This is a genomic window from Binatus sp. (SeqCode), assembly GCF_049584895.1.
Taxonomy (GTDB): domain Bacteria; phylum Desulfobacterota; class Binatia; order Binatales; family Binataceae; genus Binatus.
In genome coordinates this window covers 91768-112682 of record NZ_JBAUYR010000036.1, presented here as the reverse complement: position 1 = coordinate 112682, position 20915 = coordinate 91768, and the positions used below count along the sequence as shown (strand labels likewise).

The following is a 20915-nucleotide window of genomic DNA, read 5'->3' as shown; positions in this document are numbered from 1 at the left end:
GATGTGGATCGCTGCGTCACTTGCCGTGGCAGCGTTTGTATTTCTTGCCCGAGCCGCAGGGGCATGGATCGTTGCGTCCGACTTTATTTTCTTCGCGCTTGGCCGGCGCTGCCGCTTGAGCCTCGGTCTCGCCGCCGTGGCTCATCACGACCCGTTGCGGCTTCGGCTGCTGAATCTGCTCGACGTCCTGCTGACGCTGCACCTGGACTGAAAAAACTTTCTCGACCACGTCCTGCTGCATCACCGCCATCAGCGCCTCGAACATCGTGAATCCTTCTTTCTGGTATTCGACCAGCGGATTCACCTGCGCGTAGCCGCGCAGCCCAATTCCTTCCTTGAGGTGATCCATCGCGAGCAAATGGTCTTTCCACAACGCGTCCAGCGTCTGCAGCATCACGATCTTTTCGATCTGCCGCATCACAGGCTCGGTGAATTCGGCTTCGCGCTGATCATAGAGCTGACGCACCCGCGCTTCAGCGATCTCGATCAGATCGTCCGAACCGTGGATCGGTTTGCCCTCGATTTCGGTCTGCGCGTTGAAGCCTGGTCGGAACTTGAACTGCTTGAAGAACGCGTCGTCGATCGCCTTCCAGTCCCATTCCGCGGGATCGATTTCGTTATTCCCGTGTGCGCCGGCGATTTCCTCGATCAGCGCGTCGCACATGTCGAGCACGTCATCCTTGAGCGACGCGCCGCTAAGCAGTTCGCGCCGGCGATGGTACACCACTTCGCGCTGCTTGTTCATGACGTCGTCGTATTCGAGCAGATGCTTTCGGATATCGAAGTTGTGCGACTCGACTTTCTTCTGCGCGTTTTCGATCGCGCGCGAAATCCACCGATGCTCGATGGGCTCGTTGTCTTCCATTCCGATTCGGCCCATCAGGCCCTTGAGCCGATCGGCGCCGAAGATGCGGAGCAGGTCATCCTCGAGCGACATGTAAAATCGCGAGGAACCGGGATCGCCCTGGCGTCCCGAACGGCCGCGGAGCTGGTTGTCGATTCGCCGCGACTCGTGACGCTCGGTGCCGAGGATGTGCAGGCCGCCGGCCTCGAGCACTTTCTCGCGCTCGCCTTTGCACTGCTCGACGTACTTCTCGAGCGCTGCCTGAAAATTCGGATCGGCCGGGTCCTTGGTTCCAGTTTCAGCCGCCGCCATGAATTCGGGATTGCCGCCGAGCACGATGTCGGTGCCGCGGCCGGCCATGTTGGTCGAAATCGTGACGGCGCCGAAGCGCCCGGCCTGCGCGACGAATTCCGCTTCGCGCTCATGATTCTTCGCGTTCAGCACGTAATGCTTGACGCTGGTCTTTTTCAGTTTCTCGGCGACGCGCTCGGATTTTTCTATCGAGACCGTGCCGACCAGCACCGGCTGGCCGCGCTCATGGCAGTCCTGGATTTCCTGGATGACGGCGTCGAATTTTTCGTCTTCAGTTTTGTAAACGACGTCGTGATTGTCGATGCGGATCATCGGCTGGTTGGTCGGAATCACGACCACGTCGAGATTATAAATTTCCTTGAACTCGACCGACTCCGTGTCGGCCGTGCCGGTCATCCCCGACAGCTTCTTGTACATGCGGAAGTAATTCTGAAAGGTGATGGTCGCGAGCGTCTGGTTCTCCGACTCGATCTTGACGTTCTCTTTCGCCTCGACCGCCTGATGCAGCCCGTCGCTCCATCGCCGTCCCGGCATCAGCCGCCCGGTGAATTCATCAACGATAATCACCTCGCCGTCTTTGACGACGTAATCGACGTCGCGCTTGAAGAGCGTGTGCGCGCGAAGCCCCTGGTTCGCGTGATGCAGCAGCAGGATGTTGCGCGGATCGTAGAGATTCTCGACACCAAGCAGTTGCTCGACGCGCGTCACGCCTTCCTCGGTGAGCGAGACGGTGCGCATCTTCTCGTCGATGGTGTAGTGCTCTTCGGGTTTGAGGCGCGGGATGACGCGGTCTACGACATAATATGTATCGGTAGACTCTTCAGACGCGCCGGAAATAATCAGCGGCGTGCGCGCCTCGTCGATCAGAATCGAGTCGACTTCGTCCACGATCGCGAAGTTGTGTTCGCGCTGGACGTAGTCCTCGATGTTGAACTTCATGTTGTCGCGCAGGTAGTCGAAGCCGAACTCGTTGTTCTGGCCGTAGGTGATATCGGCGCGATACGCGACCTTGCGTTCCTGGTCGGTCAGTCCGTGCACGACCACGCCGACCGTCAGGCCGAGAAACCCGTAAATGCGACCCATCCATTCGGAATCGCGCCGCGCCAGGTAGTCGTTGACGGTGACGACGTGCACCCCGCGTCCCGACAGAGCGTTGAGCACGGCGGGCAGAGTCGCGACGAGAGTCTTGCCCTCTCCGGTTTTCATTTCGGCGATTCGCCCCTGGTGGAGAATCATGCCGCCGATGAGCTGCACGTCGAAATGGCGCTGGCCGATAGTCCGCTTGGCGGCCTCGCGCACGACGGCGAAGACCTGCGGCAGGATTTCGAGCATCGCCTCTTCGCGTTCCTCGCGATCCTCGATCGCGCTGATCTTCGCTTTCCATTCGACGATTTTGGCGCGCAACTCGTCGTCGCTCAGCGCCGAGATCTCGGGTTCGAGCCGGTTGATCTCGTCGACGTCGGGACGGAGCCGCTTGATTTCGCGTTCGTTCTTCGAGCCGAAGATTTTTCGCGCTACGAGGGAAAAAGCTGAAGCCATCTTATATGAGCAATTTAACCATGGAGTTTGAAGTTAGATTCGGGCGCGGTACGATTCGCGACTTTAGCTTTTTTACTGAAATCATCCTATCGCGAAATCGGGTGTCAGCAGAGAGCCTTTTGGCTACCGCTCGATTCGGACGGCGCTCTCAACCTGGGGGCCAAGAAACCTGCGGCCGACGCGAACGAAGCGATCGGGAGTCTCGGTGACGAAGAAACTCTGGCTGCCGTCATGGCCGCGGCGCGCGAGCTTGAGCGTCCGCAGCCGATCGCGCACGTCGGCGGCGGTCGCAGTCGCGGAGTCGACGATCTTCACGCGCGGCCCGAGAATTCGCGCGAACATTTCGCGCAGCAGCGGATAGTGCGTGCAGCCGAGCAGCAACGTATCGATGCCGCTCTGCTTCAGACTTTCGAGATAGTGCGCGACGGTCAGCTCAGCGACCGCGTTGTCGGTCCATCCTTCCTCGGCCAGCGGCACCAGCAGCGGGCATGCGCGCGTGTAGATTTCCGCGCGCGGGCTGAGCCGCTGAATCGCACGCGTGTATGCGCCCGACGCAATCGTCGCTTCGGTGCCGATCACGCCAATCTTGCCGATACGCGAGGCCTTGGCCGCCGCGCGCGCGCCCGGCTCGATCACGCCGATGACAGGCACCATCGTTTCAGATGCGATTGCATCGAGTGCGACCGCGCTCGAGGTGTTGCAGGCGACCACCAGCATTTTGATTCCCTTGGCCAGTAAAAAGCCGGTGTTCTCCTTCGAGTAACGGACGATGACCTCGTTCGACTTGGTGCCATAGGGAAGGCGCGCGGTGTCTCCGAGGTAGATGAAGTCCTCGGTCGGCAACGCCGCGGTCAGCGCTTTCAGCACGGTGAGTCCGCCGATGCCGGAATCGAACACGCCGATGGGCCGGTCGATCGCAGCGCGCGCGCCACGCAGATTTCCGTTCGATGTCGCGATCGAACTCGGGCGTGCGAGAGATTTTTTGCGTGTCGGCATCTTCCGGTCTTAAGCGCGCGCGAGGCGCTCGCCGATTGTAGCCGGTCGCGCAGGCACCGCGCCAAAGACGTGTTCGTGAACGCTGGCCGGTTCCATGCACAGGTAGGCAGGAATTTCGGCGCCGGCTTTTTTGAAACGATCGGCAAGCGTGCGAAAAAGACTCAAGCGCAACGGCGTGAAGGTCCGGAAGCGGCCGTCTGACGCGAGCACGTCCTCACCGCAGAGCATCGGATCGTTCGGAAACCGGCTGCGTGCGGCGCTGCGCAATCGCGGAGTCATCCGGAGACCGCCCATGCTGATGAACGAGATTTGTTTGGGCGGGATAACGTCGAGCAGCTCGTCGATCAGCAGAATGCAGTCGCGCTCGGCATCGGGATATGCGATCAGCGGATCGAAGTGGAACGCGACGCGGTAGCCGGCGTCGAGCACTGCGCGCGCGGCCGCGATTCGCACCGACGGCGACGCAGTCAGATGCTCCGAGCTGCGATAGACGGCATCGGGCGACAACGTCCACGAGACCAGCACGCGTCCGCGCGGATCGACGTCGAGAAGATTTTCGATTTCGTCGGTCTTGGTCTTGAGCTCGAGCGTGAGATTTTCGCGCTCGGCAAAAAATTCGATCAGGTCGCGGCTAATACCGGTGAGCGAATCGAATGCCAACGAGTCCGCCAGCTCACCGGTGCCGACGCGAAAGCTCCGCCCGCGTGCGTTGGCGCAGAGTCGGTCGAGCTCATCGAACGATTCGGTGTAGTTCGCATAGACCTGAAACGCGGGATTGTCGGCGAGATATTCCTGCAGGAAGCAGTACGAGCAATCCATCGGGCAGTTCGAGGCGAGCGTGAGCACGAGATATCCGCAACACGCGAACTTCGAAGAGCCGGCAGGACACGGCATCAGGAAAGGAGTTTTGCGGCGCGAAATGACGAGCCGGCGCTTGCCCGCGCCGAACGGATCGCGCACACCGGATGCGGGCCGGGACGCCTCGCGCGCATCGGCGACATGCGTCACAGGCACGTTGCGCGGAATCGCAGAGAGGATGCGAGTCGCCAGTGCTGAGTTGGCGCATCCGTCTTCGACAAACACCGCATCGAGGTCGAACTTCATTTTCACTTCTTGCCGCCGAGCATTTCAATAATCCGCGTCAGTCCGGAGCGTGAGCGATCAAGCGAGTCGAGCAGATGCGCCAAGTCGGCGCCGCTCCGTGCCCGAATCGAAACAGTGAGCTCATCAGAGCCAAGGTCTTTGGGCAAGTCTATCGAAATTCCACGCGGAAGCTTCAGCGCCGAGACCTCTGCGTACAGATCGTCCTGTGTTTTTTTTAGGAGAGGGTACCGTAGCGTTCGCAATGCCTCGAGCAGCGCGCTCGCGCGCGACGGCGCCGAGCCCGAGCCGCTCGCAACGCGCCGAACTTCTTGCCGCTCGAGAATAGTTGCGACCGTGACGTGCTCGCGCACCGCGATCTCGTCAAGCGTGTCGAGCAGGGTCACCAACTGACCGGTGCGAAGCCGCAAAGTGCGCGCGATGTCGAGCATCGCGTCGCGCGACGTAGGATCCATCGCGAGCCATCGATCGAGATGGCTCTGCGGGAGCCGTCGCTCGGCCGCGAGCTCGCGAATCTGCGCGTCGGTCTCGTCAGCATTCATGTGGAATTTCGTGAAGCGCCGATCTGATTGATATGACAACGCAACCAATCTTGGCAGGCTGCCAGTTTGGCGCCTGGTCAGCGATATGTTCGTAGAAACGAGCCTGATCGATTCTGCCTCGTCGCGCGAGGCCGCCGGCGTAGATGCGGCATTTCTCGGCGAGCACTTCGACCACCGCAGCTCGGCGCATTGGAGAGAGCCGATCGTCGATAAGCAATTTCGTAAGCGCAAGAATGCGAAAGCGATCGATGGCGGGAGTCGTCGCGGAGGTTTGATCGCGATGGCCACCGCGGCGCGTCACCAACGGCTCGTCGAGCAGTCCGGCTTCATGGTCGATTAAAATTCGCAACCACAGATCGTAGTCTTCAGCGGCCAACATGATTTCGTCGAAGCCGCCGAGCGAGCGGAATAGATCGGTGCGCATCATCGTGCAGGACATACTGATGAGGCAGGTGCGGAGCGAGTCGATGAAAATGTCGCCAGCGCGCTTGCGATGCCGCATGCCAGGATTCACGCGGCGCCCGTTGCGGATCCAGATTTCATCGGTTTGCGAAATCGCGCAGCCCGGATTCTCGCGCATGAACGCGAGCTGCCGTTCGAGCTTGGTCGGCTCCCAGAGATCATCGGAATCGAGAAATGCAATCAACGGCGCGCGCGCCAGCGCGACGCCACGATTTCGCGCCGCCGCAGGACCGCGGTGATCGATGCGCTCGGCTCGGATCGCGCTGCCGAACCGAGTCAACTCTTCCGCGGTTCCATCAGTCGATCCATCGTCAATGAGGATCAACTCGAACTCCCGCACCGATTGCGCGAGCACGGATTCGATGGCCTCGCGGAGCATCGCGCGTCGGTTGTACGTCGGGATGATCACCGAGACTTGCGCAACCATCGCTACTGGACCTTGCCCTGGAGTGCCTGCTCCGCGTATTTGCGAATGTCGCTGCGCAGGTCTGGATGGTCCTCCAGATACTTTTGGATAACGTCGCAGCCTAGGTGCGCGTCGTACACCAAATGTCCGAGCCCATGCAGAGCCGATTGCTGACACGCGAAGCTCGGTATTTCGATTATACGCGCGAGCGTTTTGACGGCTTCCCTGTCGATTTCAGGATCCCGGACGTTTGAGTAAGCACCATGCATCGCGAGATCCCACAGCATGTAGCAGATGGAGTCGAGCGGTTTCGTGCCGTGGATTATCTCGTCTGAACACCTTGGTGCGAACAATGCGCTGGAAAGAGTCTCAATCGATCGGATACAGCGCTTTCGGAGCCCGAGGTCGACCCGTCCGTCAACAATCCACTCGAAGTGCTTCGAATTGGTGGTGCCGACAATGAACCAAAGACCCTGATCGATCTGTGCATCGCTATAGCACGAGAGATACGCCAATGGGTCTTCGAACAATCTTGTGACGAAGGTCAACGCCTGCATCGGCGGCCGGTCCAACCATCTGCCTCCCTCGTCTGAGTCAGGTTCCTGCCACCACCACTCGTCCGAGGTTTCTTCTGCAACCGGATGATCGAAGACCCACATCAGCCATTCGTCGAAGGTTGTCGAGACTTCGGGAGTCATCGTGCTTCCGCGCGTTTCGCGGCGTCAGCGCGATCGACGGCGAGGATTCGGCGGCGCAGGTCGTCGATTCCCTCGCCGGAAGTTGCTGAACAAAAGATTGGCGGCTCGCCCATCGAATCGAAGCGTTTGAGTGCGGAAGCGCGCTCCGAACGGCGCAGCTTGTCGCACTTGGTTGCGACGGGAATCACTTCGAGGCCGCGTTCTGTGGCCATCGCGGCAAGATCGAGTTCGTCTTGCTGCGGGCCGCGGCGCCAATCGATCAGAATCGAAATCGCGGCGAGGTTGGTGCGGTCATGGATGTACTCCTGCATCATCGAGGCGATTTTCGCGGCATCTTCGTGGCTCATTTTCGCGTAGCCGAAACCGGGCAGGTCGCATAGCGCGAGCGTGTCGTTCACTGAAAAAAAGTTGAGCGCTCGCGTTCGCCCGGGAGTTTTGCTCGTGCGCGCGAGGCCTTTGACGCCGGCGAGCGCGTTGAGCAACGAGCTCTTGCCGACGTTCGAGCGGCCTGCGAGTGCGACTTCCGCGCGTTTCCATCGCGGGCATCCGTCGAGCGTGAATGCCGACGCGACGAATTCTGTGGTGAACGGAATCATCAGGCGGCGAGCTCGATGCGCGGCGGCGTGACCGTTGATGGCTGAGAATCGAGGCGCGCCAGTTCCGCCGTCAGCGCGCTGCGAAACTCGCGCAGCTTGATGCCGCGATGGCGGTCGGGATAGGGCGCGAGGAATTTCAGCGCGGCGCGCAGATGCAATCGAGCACTCGCGAGCTCGCCGTCGCCGAGCTTGTGATTCGCGACCGACGCGCGCAGCAGACCGAGATAGAAATCCCAATCGGCGGTGTCGTCATCGAGCAGGTTCATCGCATCTTCCATCGCTTCGTGGGCTTCGAAAAATTCGCCGCGGTTGAACAGCTCGACGCCAAGGGCAAGTTGCGCGTCGATTTCGTTCATCGTGAGACTCGAGCTGCGACAACAATCGGCGCTCAGGGTTCGTCGTCGTCGCCTGACTCGTCGGCGGTTTTGATGTTGAGCTGCTTCTTCAAGGTCTCGAGCTGCGCGACAAAGATACCGCGAATCACCTGCTTGATGACGCCGTCGGGCACGGGAAGCGACTGCAGCATATGAGTATTCTGATGATAGTCGATAAACGTGCTCGCGCCTTCATCGCTGAGCTGGTAGACGGCCTGGGTATCGAACATCGGATTGTTGACGGTGTTGTAGACGATCTTTTTTTCGTCGGGCATGTACTCGAATGCGAGCTCGGTGGTGATCAATTGCCCGCCGGGCCCGTCAATATCCATGTCGACGGTCTTCTTGTTCCCGGTTTGAGATACGACGCGCACCGCCTTGACCTGATCGCTATGAGTCGTCTCGACATTTTTAATCGCATCGAAGACGGTCTGCTCCGGAGCCGGGATGCGCGCGGTGAAATCCGCCTTCCAGATATCGCCGTCATGCGTGATGTTCTCGGTGAGCAGGCCGGCCTGCCGCGCGCGATGCAATTGATAGTAGTGCCATCCGACGATCGCGACGACCGCGAGAACAACCACTCCGCCCAGAATTTTGAGTACCGTCTTCATCGTAGACCGCTTTCACCTCATCGTTCGAATGTGCCGACCAATTCTGCCGTCGCGAGCACGTGACCTTTCATCGCGGCCTCGACCGCGGCCCAATCGGGGTTGTCGCCGGGATTCAACTTCGAGTCCAGTGCGTAGAGTAGAAAATGATAGTGATGGATTTTGCCTGGCGGCGGACACGGGCCGTTGTAGCCGACCTTGCCGAAGCTGTTGATTCCATTTTTTCCGCCGCCATTAATTTCCGCGTTTTTTGGCACGCCAGCGGGCAGCGACGTCGTTTGAGCCGGAATATTGTACGCTACCCAGTGAATAAATGTGCCACCGGGTGCGTCGGGATCTTGAACGACCAGCGCAAACGATTTCGTCGCTTGGGGTGCGTTGCTCCACGCCAGTGCGGGGGATCTGTCGGAACCGGTACACGCATAGTCAGGAGCAATCGGGCCTGCGGGTGCGATGGCTGGGCTGGTCAATACAAATTGAGCTTGCGCCGGACGGACGTAAGCACATAAAGTAGCTAACAGGACTATTGAGATTAGATGACGGCTTCGCATACTTAAGATCTCTTCAAGATGTGGAGTCGCAGTTTGGAGCTTTGATAGGCATTTTGGTATCGGGTACGCTGCTAAAAACAGTGATTCCGAACGAAATAAAAGAGAAAGAAGCGGCGAAAAGTATCGCAAATCCCCTTAGGCTGTTCTTGACCCCCGGCGATGATTTTGAGACATTCTAAGAGACTCATGGTGGGCGTAAGGGGCGGATGAAACATTTGAACGATGCGAAAAAGGGCATCAAATCCAGGCAGTAGGCGGGTGACGGGGCTTACGTTACCGGGAGATATCATGGCTAATGAAGCAAAGTATAGCTTGCCGCGCGTGATGACGGTCAAGGAATTGTCCGAATACCTCCGTGTGCATCCTTCAACTATCTACAAGCTGCTCCGTCGCGGAGAGCTGCCGGGCTTCAGGATCGGTACCGACTGGCGGTTCAATGCCGAGGTTATCGACCGCTGGTGCCTCGAGCGGAACATGAAAGGACCCGACGGCGGGCCTTCCAGCCAGAACTGACACTCGCGATCATCTGATCACATCTGATCGCGACACGCCATCTCGCTAGCACGGGGCAATCCCCGTCGTAGCGTAGTCGGGCGACTAAGTATCCGCGTAGTTCAGGTGACCGCTGGTCGAGTACGCTTGCGCGCTTGACCGCGGCACCCGCACTGTCTCACCATACCGATCGTTCAGATGATTTCACCAGCTCGCAAAAATGCGGTGCCGGCGCCGCAGCCCGCGCGTCGGCGCGGATCGCTCGATCAGGTGCTGATCGACGCGGCGATGGATCTGTTCGCGTCGTACGGATATCGGGGCACGTCGTTGGCGCGAATCGCACGCGCAGCAGGAGTCACCAAGGGCGCGCTGTATTGGCATTTCGCCGATAAAGAAGAATTCTTCATCGCGGTCGTCGCCAAGGTGCTCGGCGAATGGGACCTGATATTTGAAAAATCCGCGCACGCGACCAACGCGGTCGAGTTCCGCGCCGAGTTCGGACGGCTGTTCGACACGATCGCAGAGCTCAATGAGAAAAATCCGTGGGTCAGCCGGCTGCTGCTGATCATCGCGCTCGAGTCGCACAAAATTGGGCCGCGCGTCCTGCGCTCGATGCGCAAGGCAAACCTCGATGGCATCGCGAGTTTCCGCGACCTGGTCGAACGTGGGCAGCGGTTGGGAATTTTTGACCCGGAGCTCGATCCGACTTGGGCTGCGACGCAAATCTTCTCGAGCTATCTCGGCCGCGCGATGCTCTGGTATCTGCACGGACCGCGTTTCGACTTGCGCCGCTCGCTGCGACGCCAGGCGCGCGAGTTCATGCGTCAATGGAGCGTCGCAAAATGAAGGCGGGGCTCATTTACGAGATCGAGTCGATCAAGCCGCACGCCGCTGATCACGAATACCGCGTGTTCTGGGAGACGATGGAGCAGATCGAGCTCGCCGATCGTCTCGGCTTCGACTCGGTCTGGACTGTCGAGCATCATTTCCTCAACGAATTTTCGTACTGCTCGGCGCCCGAGGTTTTCCTCGCCTGCATCACCCAGCGCACCAAGCGGATTCGCGTCGGGCACGGCGTCGTGGTGCTGCCCTTCAACCATCCGATCCATGTGGCGGAGCGGATCGCGATGCTCGATATCATGTCCAACGGGCGCGTCGAATTCGGCACTGGCCGAGCGACCACGATGGACGAACTGCTCGGCTTCGGTGTGCGTCCCGAAGAGACGCGGCCGCGATGGGCCGAGGCGGTCGAGGCTATCCCGCGAATGTGGCGCGAGGATCCGTTCATGATGCACGGCAAGTACTGGACGGTCGATCCGCCGGTATCAGTGATTCCCAAGCCGATTCAGAAACCGCATCCACCGATGTGGGTAGCTGCCACCAATCCGACCACATTCGGGCTGGCCGCCGAGCGCGGGCTTGGCGTGCTGTGCTTCACACTCGGCGTCGAGTTGGCGCAGGTGGCGGAGCGCATCAACATTTATCGAGAAGGGATCAAGAACGCGCGGCCGGTCGGGCAGACTGTTAACAACCAGGTCTCGATGAACATCATGGGTCTGGTCGGCGACGATCCGTACGAGGCCGAGCGTCTCGCGCGCGAATCGGTGCTGTGGTACGTGCGCAAGGGGTTCGAGCTGGTGTCGAGCGTGGCGGCCGCGAGCCAGACTGACGAATCGTACAAATATCTGAAGACCGCGTCGAAGTTCGATCCCGCAAAGTTCACGACCGACTACTACGACTTCCTGAAGGACGGCGACCTGATAGCCGTCGGTGCGGTTGACGAGGCCGTGCGCGTTGCGAACCGCTACCGCGAACTCGGCGCCGACCAGGTTTTATTTTTTCTGCAATACGGCGGCATCCCGCACGATCGAATCATGAAGTCGATCGAGCTTATCGGTCGCCACGCCCTCGACGAGATTCATTCGTGGAAAACGCCTGGTGGAATCACAGCTGCACAACCTGAAGTGGCCCGGCTTCAGCCGGTGATTTCCGATAATTGATGGCCGGTAGAGATTCAGAGGTGGCACAGGCTTTAGCCTGTGATTTTTCTAGCTAAAGAGAGAACTGATGGAATTTGCGTTGCAGTATGAGATTCAGCGGAGCCGCCCTCACTACCCAGGGTTCATGTACGACATCTACCATCAGGCGACCGAGCAGGTGAAACTTGCGGACCGCCTCGGCTACCACTCAGTCTGGACGGTCGAGCATCATTTTCTCAGCGAATGGTCGTACTCGTCGGCGCCCGAAGTCTGGTACGGCGCGCTCAGCCAGGTGACGAGCCGGATTCGGCTCGGTCACGGCATCTGCCTGCTGCCGATTCCGTTCAACCATCCGGTGCGCGTGGCAGAACGAATCGCGGTGCTCGACATCATGTCGAACGGGCGCGTGGAATTCGGATCGGGCCGATCGATCACCGAGCAGGAACTCGGCGGCTTCCAGGTCAATCCGGAAGATTCGCGCGCGATGTGGGAAGAGGCGGTCGCCGCGATCCCGAAAATGTGGATGAACGAGACGTTCAGCCACGACGGCAAGTTCTTCAAGATGCCGGAGCGCGAGGTGATTCCGAAACCGATTCAAAAACCGCATCCTCCGATGTGGGTGGCGGCGACGCAGCCCTCGACCTGGGAAATCGCGGGTCAGAAAGGAATCGGCGCACTCGGCTTCGGAATCTCAGAGCCGGGAATGCTCGACAAACTGATCGCGATTTACAAGAAAGCCATAAGCACCTGCGAGCCGGTGGGAGCATTCGTGAACGATCGAACAGCCGCGGCTACGGTATGCGTATGCGCGCCGACGCGCGAGGAAGCGAAGCTGATCGCGAAGGACGCGATCGATTTCACCACCCGCAAAGCCGCCGAGCTGTTCACGCCGTTCGCCAAGCAGGAAGTGAAGGGCTACGAGTACTACAAGAAGATGGCGGAGCAGGCGGTCGCAATCGGCGACTACCGCCTCTCGCTCGCCGATCTCGACAAAAGAATCGAAGCAGGCGCCGTAATGGTCGGCGACCCGGAAGACTGCCTGAAGGTCGCAAAGATTTACGAATCCGCAGGAGTAGATTTGATCCTGATGCTGGTGCAAGTCGGCGCAATCCCGCACGAAAAGGTGATGCAAACCATCGACCTGATCGGCAAGCACGTGATGCCGAAACTAAGCGCAAGCTCGAAGGCATACCAGGAGGAATCCGCAGCAGCGGCCGGCGCGCGGTGAGATGTTCAAGAAGAGAAATATATTAAGTACGCCTCTTGCGAGCATATCGCGGGTTGATTACGGTGCCAAAACGCGCACTTGCCAAAGCAGAGGTGATGGACCATGGCTGCATATCTGATTGTCGATTTGGAAATAAGCGATTCGGAAAAAATCGCCGAGTACCGCCGCGCTGCGGGGCCGACGGTGGTCAAGCATGGCGGCCGTCTGCTCGTGGCTAACGGCGCACGCGAGGTGCTTGAGGGCTCCTGGACCCCCAAGGAACTAATCATCATCGAGTTCCCCTCCATGCAAGAACTCAAGAATTGGTACAACTCCGAGGAATATCGACCCTTGATCGACGTGCGCAAAGCCGCGGCCCGCGGCAACCTGATCGCGATCGAGGGTGTTTAAGCTGTCCAATAGCCCCGGATGCACACCGCCGACTCGGCTGAATTCATCTGGTGAGGTGAATCGGAGCGATTAGCGGCCGGCCCGGGCCGTTCGCGGTGCGGTAATGCAAACAATCGACCTAATCGGCAAATACGTAATGCCGAAGCTGAGCGCAAGCTCGAAGGCGTTTCAGGCAGAATCCGCAGCAGCCGCCGGCGCGGTGAGGTAACACTTGACGGACGCTCTGTAGCACGACGATTTTACACCTGTAACCGGACGTGTTACGCTTTTCCAGTGATACGGGGCTTCCGGCACAATGGGCTTGAAGAACTGTTTCGCCAAGGTCGAAGCCGAAGAGTGGCGGCGGACCTCCAGAAGAGGGCGCTTCGGAGACTGGATGCGCTAAAGCAGGCCGCGTTGTTGCGTGATCTCAACATTCCCGGCTTCGACTTCCATCCTCTCAGGGGCAAGCCGCAGCGCTATTCTCTTCACGTCAACGGTCCTTGGTGCATTACTTTCGAGTGGCGCGATGGCGACGCGTGGCAGGTTGACCTGGAGCAGTACCATTGAGATGAGGGCATGACTGATTGAGGCGATTATGATCACCGAGCGAGCAGTGAAAGTTGGAATGGAGCGAAGGCCGACGCATCCGGGCGCTATTTTGCGCGAGGACGTTCTTCCTGCGCTCGGGTTCTCAGTTAGTGAGGCTGCCCGGCAGCTTGGCGTGACGCGGCAGACGCTTCACCGGATTATGGCCGAGAAGGTATCGATTACGCCCGAGATGGCCGCGCGGCTCGGCCGCTTCTGCGGCAACGGACCGGGAATTTGGCTGCGAATGCAGCAAGCGTGCGATCTCTGGCGCGCCGAGCGTGAACTCCGCGCCGAACTTGCACGAATCCCAGTTCACAGAACGTCCTCTGCAGCCTGAGCGCGGAACCTCGCTCTTCCAGCGGAGACCGAAAAGACTTAGTGGTGCGATGTGGAGTCTGGGTGTTGGTTTACCGCCAGACCAAGCTTGAGCCTTATCGAAGGATCATCATTTACGTAGAATACGTCTCCGGGGTCTTTGTGTTCTATCACCTCGATATTCCCATCCGCCTCTACTACTACATACGACGGATTGCTCTGCACGTTCACCTGATCTCTTATATCTGCATTCACAGCGGCTAGCTTTCGGGGCCAAACGATGTCCCAGATCATGGTCGGATTTTGACCGTGTGCGTCCAGAAGTCCAAAGTATCGAATCCCATCTGGCTGTATAATGACCGCCTGCTTTTTGCCTTGCATGTCTTACGTATGTCCAAAAGCTCGAAGGTCGCACACCCAAGGCCACTTTTGTTTCCGGTGATTTTGCACGGTTCGATGTAATAGCTCATCTGAACGGTGACATCTTCGCGCGATAGATTCTTTGGAAGGGTAAACCACTTTGGCAGTCGCGAATCAGGCGCCAACTCGAATTGCGATTCAGGAAAGAATCGGCACCCGCAAAGCAACACGATCATCAAAAAGCGGACCATGTGCGCGTTGCGAGTCACGGCTGATCGGTCTCTGATAGAAAATCGCGCCGCCCAAAAGTTGCTACTTGCGCGACCCCGGTGCGGGACGCGGATCGACTATTTGGCGGCCGGTGGGGCGGACCTCCAGGGAGCAGCCGAAGAGCGAATCGTCGCGGACCAGACTTACTACTGCGTCGGCGATTTCTTCGGGCTGGATTATTTTTGAGGGCATCCAGCTCTTGATGCCGTGTTGCTTCGCCAGCTCCAGGCCTCGGCGGACCAGCGGGGTATCGACGATGCCGGGGCAGATGCAGTTAACGCGGATTTTTCGTTCCGCTTCCCACGATGCTAGCGAGTGCGTGAAGTTCACGACTCCGCCCTTCGCTGCGCCGTAAACTGCGTCCTGGCGATGGGGATACAGGCCGGCCATCGAGGCGGTGTTGATGATCGCGCCGCCGCCGTTCTTTTGCATCAGCGGCGCCGCGAGGCCGGTGCCGAGGATCACGGCTTGAAGGTCAATTTCGATCACCAGGTGCCATCGCTCCGGCGGAGCGTCGGGAAAGCCGGGTGCGCCGACGCCGATGCCGGCGTTGTTGTGCAGGATGTCGAGGCGGCCGTATTTCGAGACCGCGGTATCGAGCATCCGGCGCGCGTCCTCGAGCCTGGTAACGTCCGCTTTCACGAAGACGGCACGGCCGCCAGCGCTCTCGATTCGTTTGACGGTCTCAGCGCCGCCCGTTTCGTCGAGATCGGCGACCACGATCGCGGCGCCTTCTTTCGCGAGTCGCTCTGACGTCGCACGCCCGATTCCCGATGAGCCGCCGGTGATGACGCCAACTTTTCCCTTGATATCCATCGCGCGATCCTCCGTTCGAAAAAAAAGAAAAATACTAATCGATCTCTAGCCGACACTCCCTACCAGCACGCCGACGATCAGTCCCGCGAGTACGTAGGCCGTCAGCGCAACATAAGTGTAGTCGCGTTCCTTGATGAATAGGATGAAGCAGAACGCGACGCGCGCTAGCGGGACCAGGGTCAGCGTGAACAGCCCGAGCGTCAAGACCGCGTGCGGATTGCCTTCTCGAATCCGGTCGAACATGAGGCCGAACTTTTCCTTGCCGATGAGACGGCCCTGCTGCACCGCGTGGTAGCGCTCGACGAAGTAGTCGGGCGCGAAGGTGTAATCCAATATCAGTCCGGTCACGAGCAGGATCATCGCGGCGATTAGAATCGACCGCAGCAGAATCGGCGTCCACTCTCTCAGTATTCGATCTTCATCCTGTTTCGGCATCTGTTAGATTCCCGACAGCGCGCGCCATCCCATCTCGGCCGCGATCAGCAGAAGAATTATCACGAAAACGACCCTGAGATATTCAACCTTGACGTGCGGCAACACGCGGCTGCCGACCAGCGCGCCCGCCGTGACTCCAATCGCCACCGGCGCAGCAATAGTGGTGGCGACGTCGCCGCGCGAGAGAAATACCAGTGCGCCGGCGCCGGCGGTGACGCCGATCATGAAGTTACTGGTCGCGCTCGAAACTTTGAGCGGCAGGTGCATGACGTAGTCCATCGCCATCACCTTGAGCGCGCCCGATCCGATCCCGAGCAGCCCCGACATGAGACCCGCGACCACCATGAGCGCGCCGCCCTGCGGCACTTTCACGACTTCATAATGGATCGGCGTGCCGCTCAGGTCGGGCACCTCGCCTGCGAGTTCGAGCCGCTCGGCGAGTGCGTCGCCCTTGGTCAGAATGTCGTCGCCGCGCTTGGTAAGCGTGAAGTATGCGGACTGGAGCATCATCGCGGCGAAGAGTAATTCGAGCACTACGGTCGGCACGACGCCTGCGAGATAGGCGCCGATAACAGCGCCGGTGACGGTCGCGCATTCGAGGACCATCGCGACTTTCAGGTTGGTCCATCCGTCGCGCACGAATGCGACGCTGGCGCCGGCGCTGGTCGCGACCACGGAAATAAGGCTCGCGCCAACGGCGACCTTCATCGGCATGTGCGCGAGCACGACCAGCGCAGGCACGATGAAGACACCGCCGCCGAGGCCTGAGATTGCGCCGATGAAGCCCGCGCTGATCGACAGCGCCAACAGGTTAATCAGGATTTCGAGCAAGCATAGGCTCCGGGCGCACGCATCTCGCGCATTCGTAGTTCGGCCTAATCAGAATGACAATCGCGAACAGATTGAAGCGCGACTATACGGGACGGGGGTTGAGAATTTCAAACGTGCGGCGGGGACTGTTGCGCAATCCGCGCTCGATGTCGTCAGTAATCTCGCGCACGGCGTGCAGCGGCTCGGCGGCGCGCCAGATAGGACTGCCGATGACGACATAGTCGGCGCCTGCGCGGATCGCGTCGGCGGCGGTGAGCGTATTCGAGGTCGTGTTGCCCGGCTCGCGAAGCTGCACGCCCGAGGTCACAATGATGAAGCGGCGTCCGCAAGTGTTGCGCACGCGGGTAACTTCATGCGGCCAGGTGACGACGCCGTCGAGCGACGCGTCGGCGGCGAAGCGCGCGATTTCGGTGACGCGGTCGGATGAGCCCGGAAGGCGCGAGAACGAATTTTGCGACTTCGTATCGGCCAGCGTCGCGACCGCCAGGATACTCGGCCTGCGCAGCCCCTCGGTCCTGCAAATGCGGGCGACCTCGGCGCGCGTCCGCGTCATCATATCGGTCGACCCGCCGTTCGAGCCGTACGGATGGATGTCAAACATCTTGACGCCGAGGCGCGTCGCCTCCACCGCGGCGCGCAGCACCTTTTGCGGACTGTCGTGGAATTTTAGGTCGAGAAAGACTTCGGCGCCGCGCCGGCGTATCTCGCGGATAAAGTCCGGGCCGCCGCCGATGAACAGCGCGCGCCCGACTTTGAACATCCCGACCACTCGTGCGAGGCGGTCCACCAGCTTGAGCGCGTCGGCCCGATCGCGCAGGTCCATCGAGACGATCAGCCGCTCGCGCAGCGTGTTCTGCCGCACCAGTCCCGAAAATGGCCAGTACTGAGTCATCGAATCCTCAATCGCGAGTAACCCCAGCCAACTCGCCATATGAAAATATTCCGATCGCGGTCGAAGTCAAGGAAGCGCGAGGCTTGAGCTGGATGCAGTGCGCGGGCTGCAATGCCGCGACTGCACCAGGACGCCAGCGATGCACGCATTTTCTGTGAAGTCCGCGCGGATGCTGGGCTTTTCGCCAGTCCCTCGTCGGCATCCGCTTTGCACTTAGAGGTCAGGACTACGAAATGAACGGCGATTGTTTTAGTTCCGGCGACTCGATAGGTCAATTACACGGACCGGCATTTCCGGCCCCAGGTGAGGCAGGATGTTCGGCATCTTTTTAATAGCACTAATCATTTACGCGGTCGTGCAACATCGAAAACGAAATCGGATGCGCTGGATGAAGTACGCCGACTGGTCGAAGTACGATTGGTCGAAGCACGACTGGTCGCGATACGGCAGGCGCGCGTCACGCGATTGGTCCAAGTGGGCCGAGGACGCGAAGGCGTCGACCACGGCGTCCGCCGAGCGCTTCGCCAGCGATCTGAACGCGAGGATAAGGCGCGATATCGATTCCAAGATGGCGCGCAAGTTCGAGGCCAAGGCTGAGCGATTCGAGCGTAAGTTGAAGCAGCGCTTCGACAAGCAGACGCAGAAGTACAGCGGCGTCAGCGCCGATCCCGCGGAGAACGAGCCGCCACCACCGCAATTCAAGAACGACAACGAGCGCCAGATCTATGAGCGCGCGCGCAAACGCGCTGAGGCCGAGGCAGGATTCTTCGTACACCTGATGTGGTACGGCATCATCATCGGCTTTCTGTTCATGATCAACATGATCACGACGCCGGGAGTCCTGTGGGTCCAGTGGCCTGCCCTCGGCTGGGGATTCGGAATCGCGAGCCACTTTGCGGCGGTGTACGGCTGGCGATGGGTCCATCAGCGGGTATTTCAGCCCACGATCGAACGCGAGGTTCAGCGCGAAGTTCTACAAGAGAAGGAGCAGCTACGCACTGAGAAGCAGGCGTCGCTCGATGAGCTGACTGCCACCTTCGCCCATGAAATTCGAAATCCAATCGCCGCGGCGAAAAGCCTGGTCCAGCAGATGGGCGAAGATCCCACCTCGCACGAGAACGTCGAGTACGCGAAGGTCGCGCTCGATGAACTCGCACGGGTCGAGCGCAGCGTGTCGCATCTGCTGAAATACGCGAAGGAAGAGGACTACAAATTCGAGAACGTCAATCTCGCGTGGGTGCTCGACGGTGCGCTGACGCAGATGCGCAGCAAGCTCGAGGCGAACTCGGTCGCTGTCTCGCGCGCATACCTGAGCGGCCCGACCGTGCGCGCCGACGCCGACAAGCTGCGGCAGGTTTTCTCGAACATCATCGACAACGCGATCGATGCGATGGAATCGACGACCGGCGAGCGGCGGCTCGAGTTCGCGATTCAGAACAACGGCGCCGGGATGGCGGCGGTCAGGATTCGCGACAACGGCTGCGGAATTGCCGACGACAAGATCGCGAAAATTTTCAATCCGTTCTACACCTCGAAGACCAACGGCACCGGGCTCGGCCTGGGCGTCGCGAAAAAAGTGATCGACTCGCATCGCGGCACGATCGAGGTGCACAGCAAAGTGGGGCAGGGCACCGAGTTTGTGCTCGCGATCCCGCTGAGCGACTCGGTGCGCGACAGCGATGACGTAGTCCAGTCGTCGGCTGAGTCGCCGGAAATCGTAGGAGAAGCGGCCGCAGAACAGGCTCCGCAAAGCAACGCACGAAACAACAATAGCGGTGCGGCTACCACGCCGATAATGCCGCTCGCAGCGGGCGCACCGTCCGTGCAGACCTCGAGGCTACGAAATTGAAAGGCCGATTGCTGGTAGTTGACGACGAGCGCGGAATCGTCATTGCGCTCAAAGGACTCTTCACCAAGGAGGGCTACGAAGTCGAGACCGCGGAGTCGGGCGAGGAAGCGCTCGAGAAGGTCAAGGCGGGACTGTTCCACGTGATCATCACCGACCTCAGCATGAAGGGAATGAGCGGGCTCGAATTGCTCAAGCACGTCCGCGAGCTCGATCCCGCATGCGCCGTGCTGATGATTACCGCCTTCGGCACGCAGCGAATTGCCGTCGAAGCGATGAAGGCCGGCGCAGAGGATTATCTGCCCAAGCCGTTCGACAACGACGAGCTGCGCATGAAAGTCCGCAAGGTGATGGAGACGCAACTGCTCAAACGCGAGCATAACCAGCTGCTCGAGCAGGTACGCCTCGAGACCGGAGTTTTCGAAAATATGGTCGGGCGGTCGCGCGCGATGATGCGCGTGTTCGAGACGATCGACAAGGTTGCGCCGACCGACGTCACCGTTTTGATTCGCGGCGAGTCGGGCACCGGCAAGGAGCTGGTCGCTCGCGCAATACATTTTCGGAGTCCGCGTGCGCGCAAGCCGTTCATCGCTGTGAATTGCGCGGCGTTCTCGCGCGAGCTGGTCGAGAGCGAGCTGTTCGGCCATGAGAAGGGCGCGTTTACCGGCGCCGTCGCGCGCCGCGAGGGCAAATTCGAAGCGGCCAACGGCGGCACGTTGTTCCTGGACGAGATCGGCGACATGGCGCTCGAGACCCAGGCCAAATTGCTGCGCGTGCTGCAGGAGCAGGTGTTCGAGCGTATCGGCGGGAATCAACCGCTGAACGTGGACGTGCGGATAATCGCGGCAACCAACCAGGACCTCGAGGCGATGATCGAGCAGGGCAAGTTTCGCGAGGACCTCTACTACCGCCTGAAAGTCGTCGAGATTCGCGTCCCTCCTGTGCGCGAGCGTCGCGAAGACGTTCCGCTGATGGTGCAGCATTTTATCGCGGAAGCACGCCAACGTTTCTCCGCACCGGAGAAGCAGCTCACTCCGGAAGCGATGCGCGCATGCGTCGAGGCGCCGTGGAAAGGCAACGCGCGTTCGCTCAAAGCGGCAATCGAGCAGGCAGTGATCCTGTCATCGGGCGCCAATATTACTGCGGAAGATCTTTTCGCCGGATCGGAGCCCGAGGGCGATCATGCGAGCGCGCCGTCCTCGAACGCGTCGAATCACGTCTCGGCGGGCAGCGACAATGGCGAATCGGCGATGACATTTCGCGAGGCTAAAGAAAAGTTCGTCGGCGATTGGGAGCGAGACTTTTTCGTGCGCGCGCTGCGGGCGACCGGCGGCAACATTTCGCGCGCGGCGGAACGAACCGGGATGTATCGGCAGAGCTTTCAACAAAAGATGCGCGAACTCGGGATCACGCTCGCGGATCTCGGTCTCGCGCCCAAGAGCGACGCAAACTGATTTCACCG

The 20915-nt window shown here is 59.9% G+C and carries 24 protein-coding genes; 10 read left to right on the top strand and 14 right to left on the bottom strand.

What is annotated here, in order from left to right:
- Positions 1–16 precede the first annotated feature (16 nt).
- The 10 genes from secA to WB650_RS06890 form a co-directional block, all read right to left on the bottom strand.
- Positions 17–2695 (bottom strand): preprotein translocase subunit SecA, encoded by a 2679-nt coding sequence (gene secA, locus WB650_RS06935; protein ID WP_423959925.1) that lies wholly within the window; start codon positions 2693–2695, stop codon positions 17–19.
- Positions 2696–2818: 123 nt separating this feature from the next.
- Positions 2819–3691, bottom strand: coding sequence for a glutamate racemase (gene murI, locus WB650_RS06930; RefSeq protein ID WP_422300950.1), 873 nt, complete (start codon positions 3689–3691; stop codon positions 2819–2821).
- 9 nt (positions 3692–3700) lie between these two features.
- Positions 3701–4795 (bottom strand): SPL family radical SAM protein, encoded by a 1095-nt coding sequence (locus WB650_RS06925; RefSeq protein ID WP_422300949.1) that lies wholly within the window; start codon positions 4793–4795, stop codon positions 3701–3703.
- Positions 4796–4797: 2 nt separating this feature from the next.
- The gene (locus tag WB650_RS06920; protein ID WP_422300948.1) at positions 4798–5334 is read right to left on the bottom strand and encodes a hypothetical protein; all 537 of its coding nucleotides are present in this window, start codon (positions 5332–5334) and stop codon (positions 4798–4800) included.
- Positions 5324–6223 (bottom strand): glycosyltransferase family 2 protein, encoded by a 900-nt coding sequence (locus WB650_RS06915; protein ID WP_422300947.1) that lies wholly within the window; start codon positions 6221–6223, stop codon positions 5324–5326. The genes WB650_RS06920 and WB650_RS06915 overlap by 11 nt, the downstream gene beginning before the upstream one ends.
- Before the next feature lie 2 nt (positions 6224–6225).
- Positions 6226–6900 carry a hypothetical protein gene (locus tag WB650_RS06910; RefSeq protein ID WP_422300946.1) on the bottom strand — a complete coding sequence of 225 codons (675 nt, stop codon included), beginning with the start codon at positions 6898–6900 and terminating at the stop codon, positions 6226–6228.
- Positions 6897–7496: a ribosome biogenesis GTP-binding protein YihA/YsxC gene (yihA, locus tag WB650_RS06905; RefSeq protein ID WP_422300945.1), complete on the bottom strand. Its 600-nt coding sequence runs from the start codon at positions 7494–7496 to the stop codon at positions 6897–6899. Before yihA ends, WB650_RS06910 begins: the two co-directional genes overlap by 4 nt.
- The gene (locus WB650_RS06900; protein ID WP_422300944.1) at positions 7496–7852 is read right to left on the bottom strand and encodes a DUF309 domain-containing protein; all 357 of its coding nucleotides are present in this window, start codon (positions 7850–7852) and stop codon (positions 7496–7498) included. The genes yihA and WB650_RS06900 overlap by 1 nt, the downstream gene beginning before the upstream one ends.
- 32 nt (positions 7853–7884) lie before the next feature.
- The gene (locus WB650_RS06895; RefSeq protein WP_422300943.1) at positions 7885–8481 is read right to left on the bottom strand and encodes an SRPBCC family protein; all 597 of its coding nucleotides are present in this window, start codon (positions 8479–8481) and stop codon (positions 7885–7887) included.
- 17 nt (positions 8482–8498) lie between these two features.
- On the bottom strand, positions 8499–8948 hold the full coding sequence (locus tag WB650_RS06890) for a YbhB/YbcL family Raf kinase inhibitor-like protein (RefSeq protein ID WP_423959921.1): 450 nt from the start codon (positions 8946–8948) through the stop codon (positions 8499–8501).
- Positions 8949–9317: 369 nt separating this feature from the next.
- Here WB650_RS06890 and WB650_RS06885 point away from each other — a divergent pair, with 369 nt between their 5' ends.
- The 8 genes from WB650_RS06885 (at position 9318) to WB650_RS06850 (ending at position 14267) form a co-directional block, all read left to right on the top strand.
- Positions 9318–9542 carry a helix-turn-helix domain-containing protein gene (locus WB650_RS06885; RefSeq protein ID WP_331584666.1) on the top strand — a complete coding sequence of 75 codons (225 nt, stop codon included), beginning with the start codon at positions 9318–9320 and terminating at the stop codon, positions 9540–9542.
- A gap of 177 nt (positions 9543–9719) precedes the next feature.
- Positions 9720–10367 (top strand): TetR/AcrR family transcriptional regulator, encoded by a 648-nt coding sequence (locus WB650_RS06880; protein ID WP_422300941.1) that lies wholly within the window; start codon positions 9720–9722, stop codon positions 10365–10367.
- Entirely contained in the window at positions 10349–11521 is a 1173-nt protein-coding gene (locus tag WB650_RS06875) for an LLM class flavin-dependent oxidoreductase (protein WP_422300940.1), read from the top strand. Before WB650_RS06880 ends, WB650_RS06875 begins: the two co-directional genes overlap by 19 nt.
- Positions 11522–11588: 67 nt before the next feature.
- Entirely contained in the window at positions 11589–12728 is a 1140-nt protein-coding gene (locus tag WB650_RS06870) for an LLM class flavin-dependent oxidoreductase (protein ID WP_422300939.1), read from the top strand.
- A 102-nt stretch (positions 12729–12830) separates the two neighbouring features.
- Entirely contained in the window at positions 12831–13118 is a 288-nt protein-coding gene (locus tag WB650_RS06865; protein ID WP_422300938.1) for a DUF1330 domain-containing protein, read from the top strand.
- 273 nt (positions 13119–13391) lie between these two features.
- Positions 13392–13667, top strand: coding sequence for a type II toxin-antitoxin system RelE/ParE family toxin (locus WB650_RS06860; protein ID WP_422300937.1), 276 nt, complete (start codon positions 13392–13394; stop codon positions 13665–13667).
- Between the two features lie 28 nt (positions 13668–13695).
- Positions 13696–14025, top strand: a complete 330-nt coding sequence (locus WB650_RS06855; RefSeq protein ID WP_422300936.1) for a HigA family addiction module antitoxin — start codon at positions 13696–13698, stop codon at positions 14023–14025.
- A gap of 44 nt (positions 14026–14069) precedes the next feature.
- Positions 14070–14267, top strand: coding sequence for a hypothetical protein (locus WB650_RS06850; protein ID WP_422300935.1), 198 nt, complete (start codon positions 14070–14072; stop codon positions 14265–14267).
- Between the two features lie 408 nt (positions 14268–14675).
- Here the strand turns inward: WB650_RS06850 and WB650_RS06845 are convergent, their stop codons facing one another.
- From WB650_RS06845 to pyrF, 4 genes are all read right to left on the bottom strand, one after another.
- Complete coding sequence (locus WB650_RS06845) at positions 14676–15449, bottom strand: SDR family NAD(P)-dependent oxidoreductase (RefSeq protein ID WP_422300934.1); 774 nt, start codon at positions 15447–15449, stop codon at positions 14676–14678.
- 45 nt (positions 15450–15494) lie between these two features.
- Positions 15495–15884, bottom strand: coding sequence for a DUF1634 domain-containing protein (locus WB650_RS06840; protein ID WP_422300933.1), 390 nt, complete (start codon positions 15882–15884; stop codon positions 15495–15497).
- Between the two features lie 3 nt (positions 15885–15887).
- Positions 15888–16715, bottom strand: coding sequence for a sulfite exporter TauE/SafE family protein (locus tag WB650_RS06835; RefSeq protein ID WP_422300932.1), 828 nt, complete (start codon positions 16713–16715; stop codon positions 15888–15890).
- Between the two features lie 82 nt (positions 16716–16797).
- Positions 16798–17646: an orotidine-5'-phosphate decarboxylase gene (pyrF, locus tag WB650_RS06830; protein ID WP_422300931.1), complete on the bottom strand. Its 849-nt coding sequence runs from the start codon at positions 17644–17646 to the stop codon at positions 16798–16800.
- Positions 17647–17995: 349 nt separating this feature from the next.
- Between pyrF and WB650_RS06825 the strand changes: the two genes are divergently transcribed.
- Both WB650_RS06825 and WB650_RS06820 read left to right on the top strand, forming a co-directional pair.
- Entirely contained in the window at positions 17996–19456 is a 1461-nt protein-coding gene (locus tag WB650_RS06825; RefSeq protein ID WP_422300930.1) for an ATP-binding protein, read from the top strand.
- Positions 19453–20907: a sigma-54-dependent transcriptional regulator gene (locus WB650_RS06820; protein ID WP_422300929.1), complete on the top strand. Its 1455-nt coding sequence runs from the start codon at positions 19453–19455 to the stop codon at positions 20905–20907. The genes WB650_RS06825 and WB650_RS06820 overlap by 4 nt, the downstream gene beginning before the upstream one ends.
- The last annotated feature ends 8 nt before the right edge of the window (positions 20908–20915 follow it).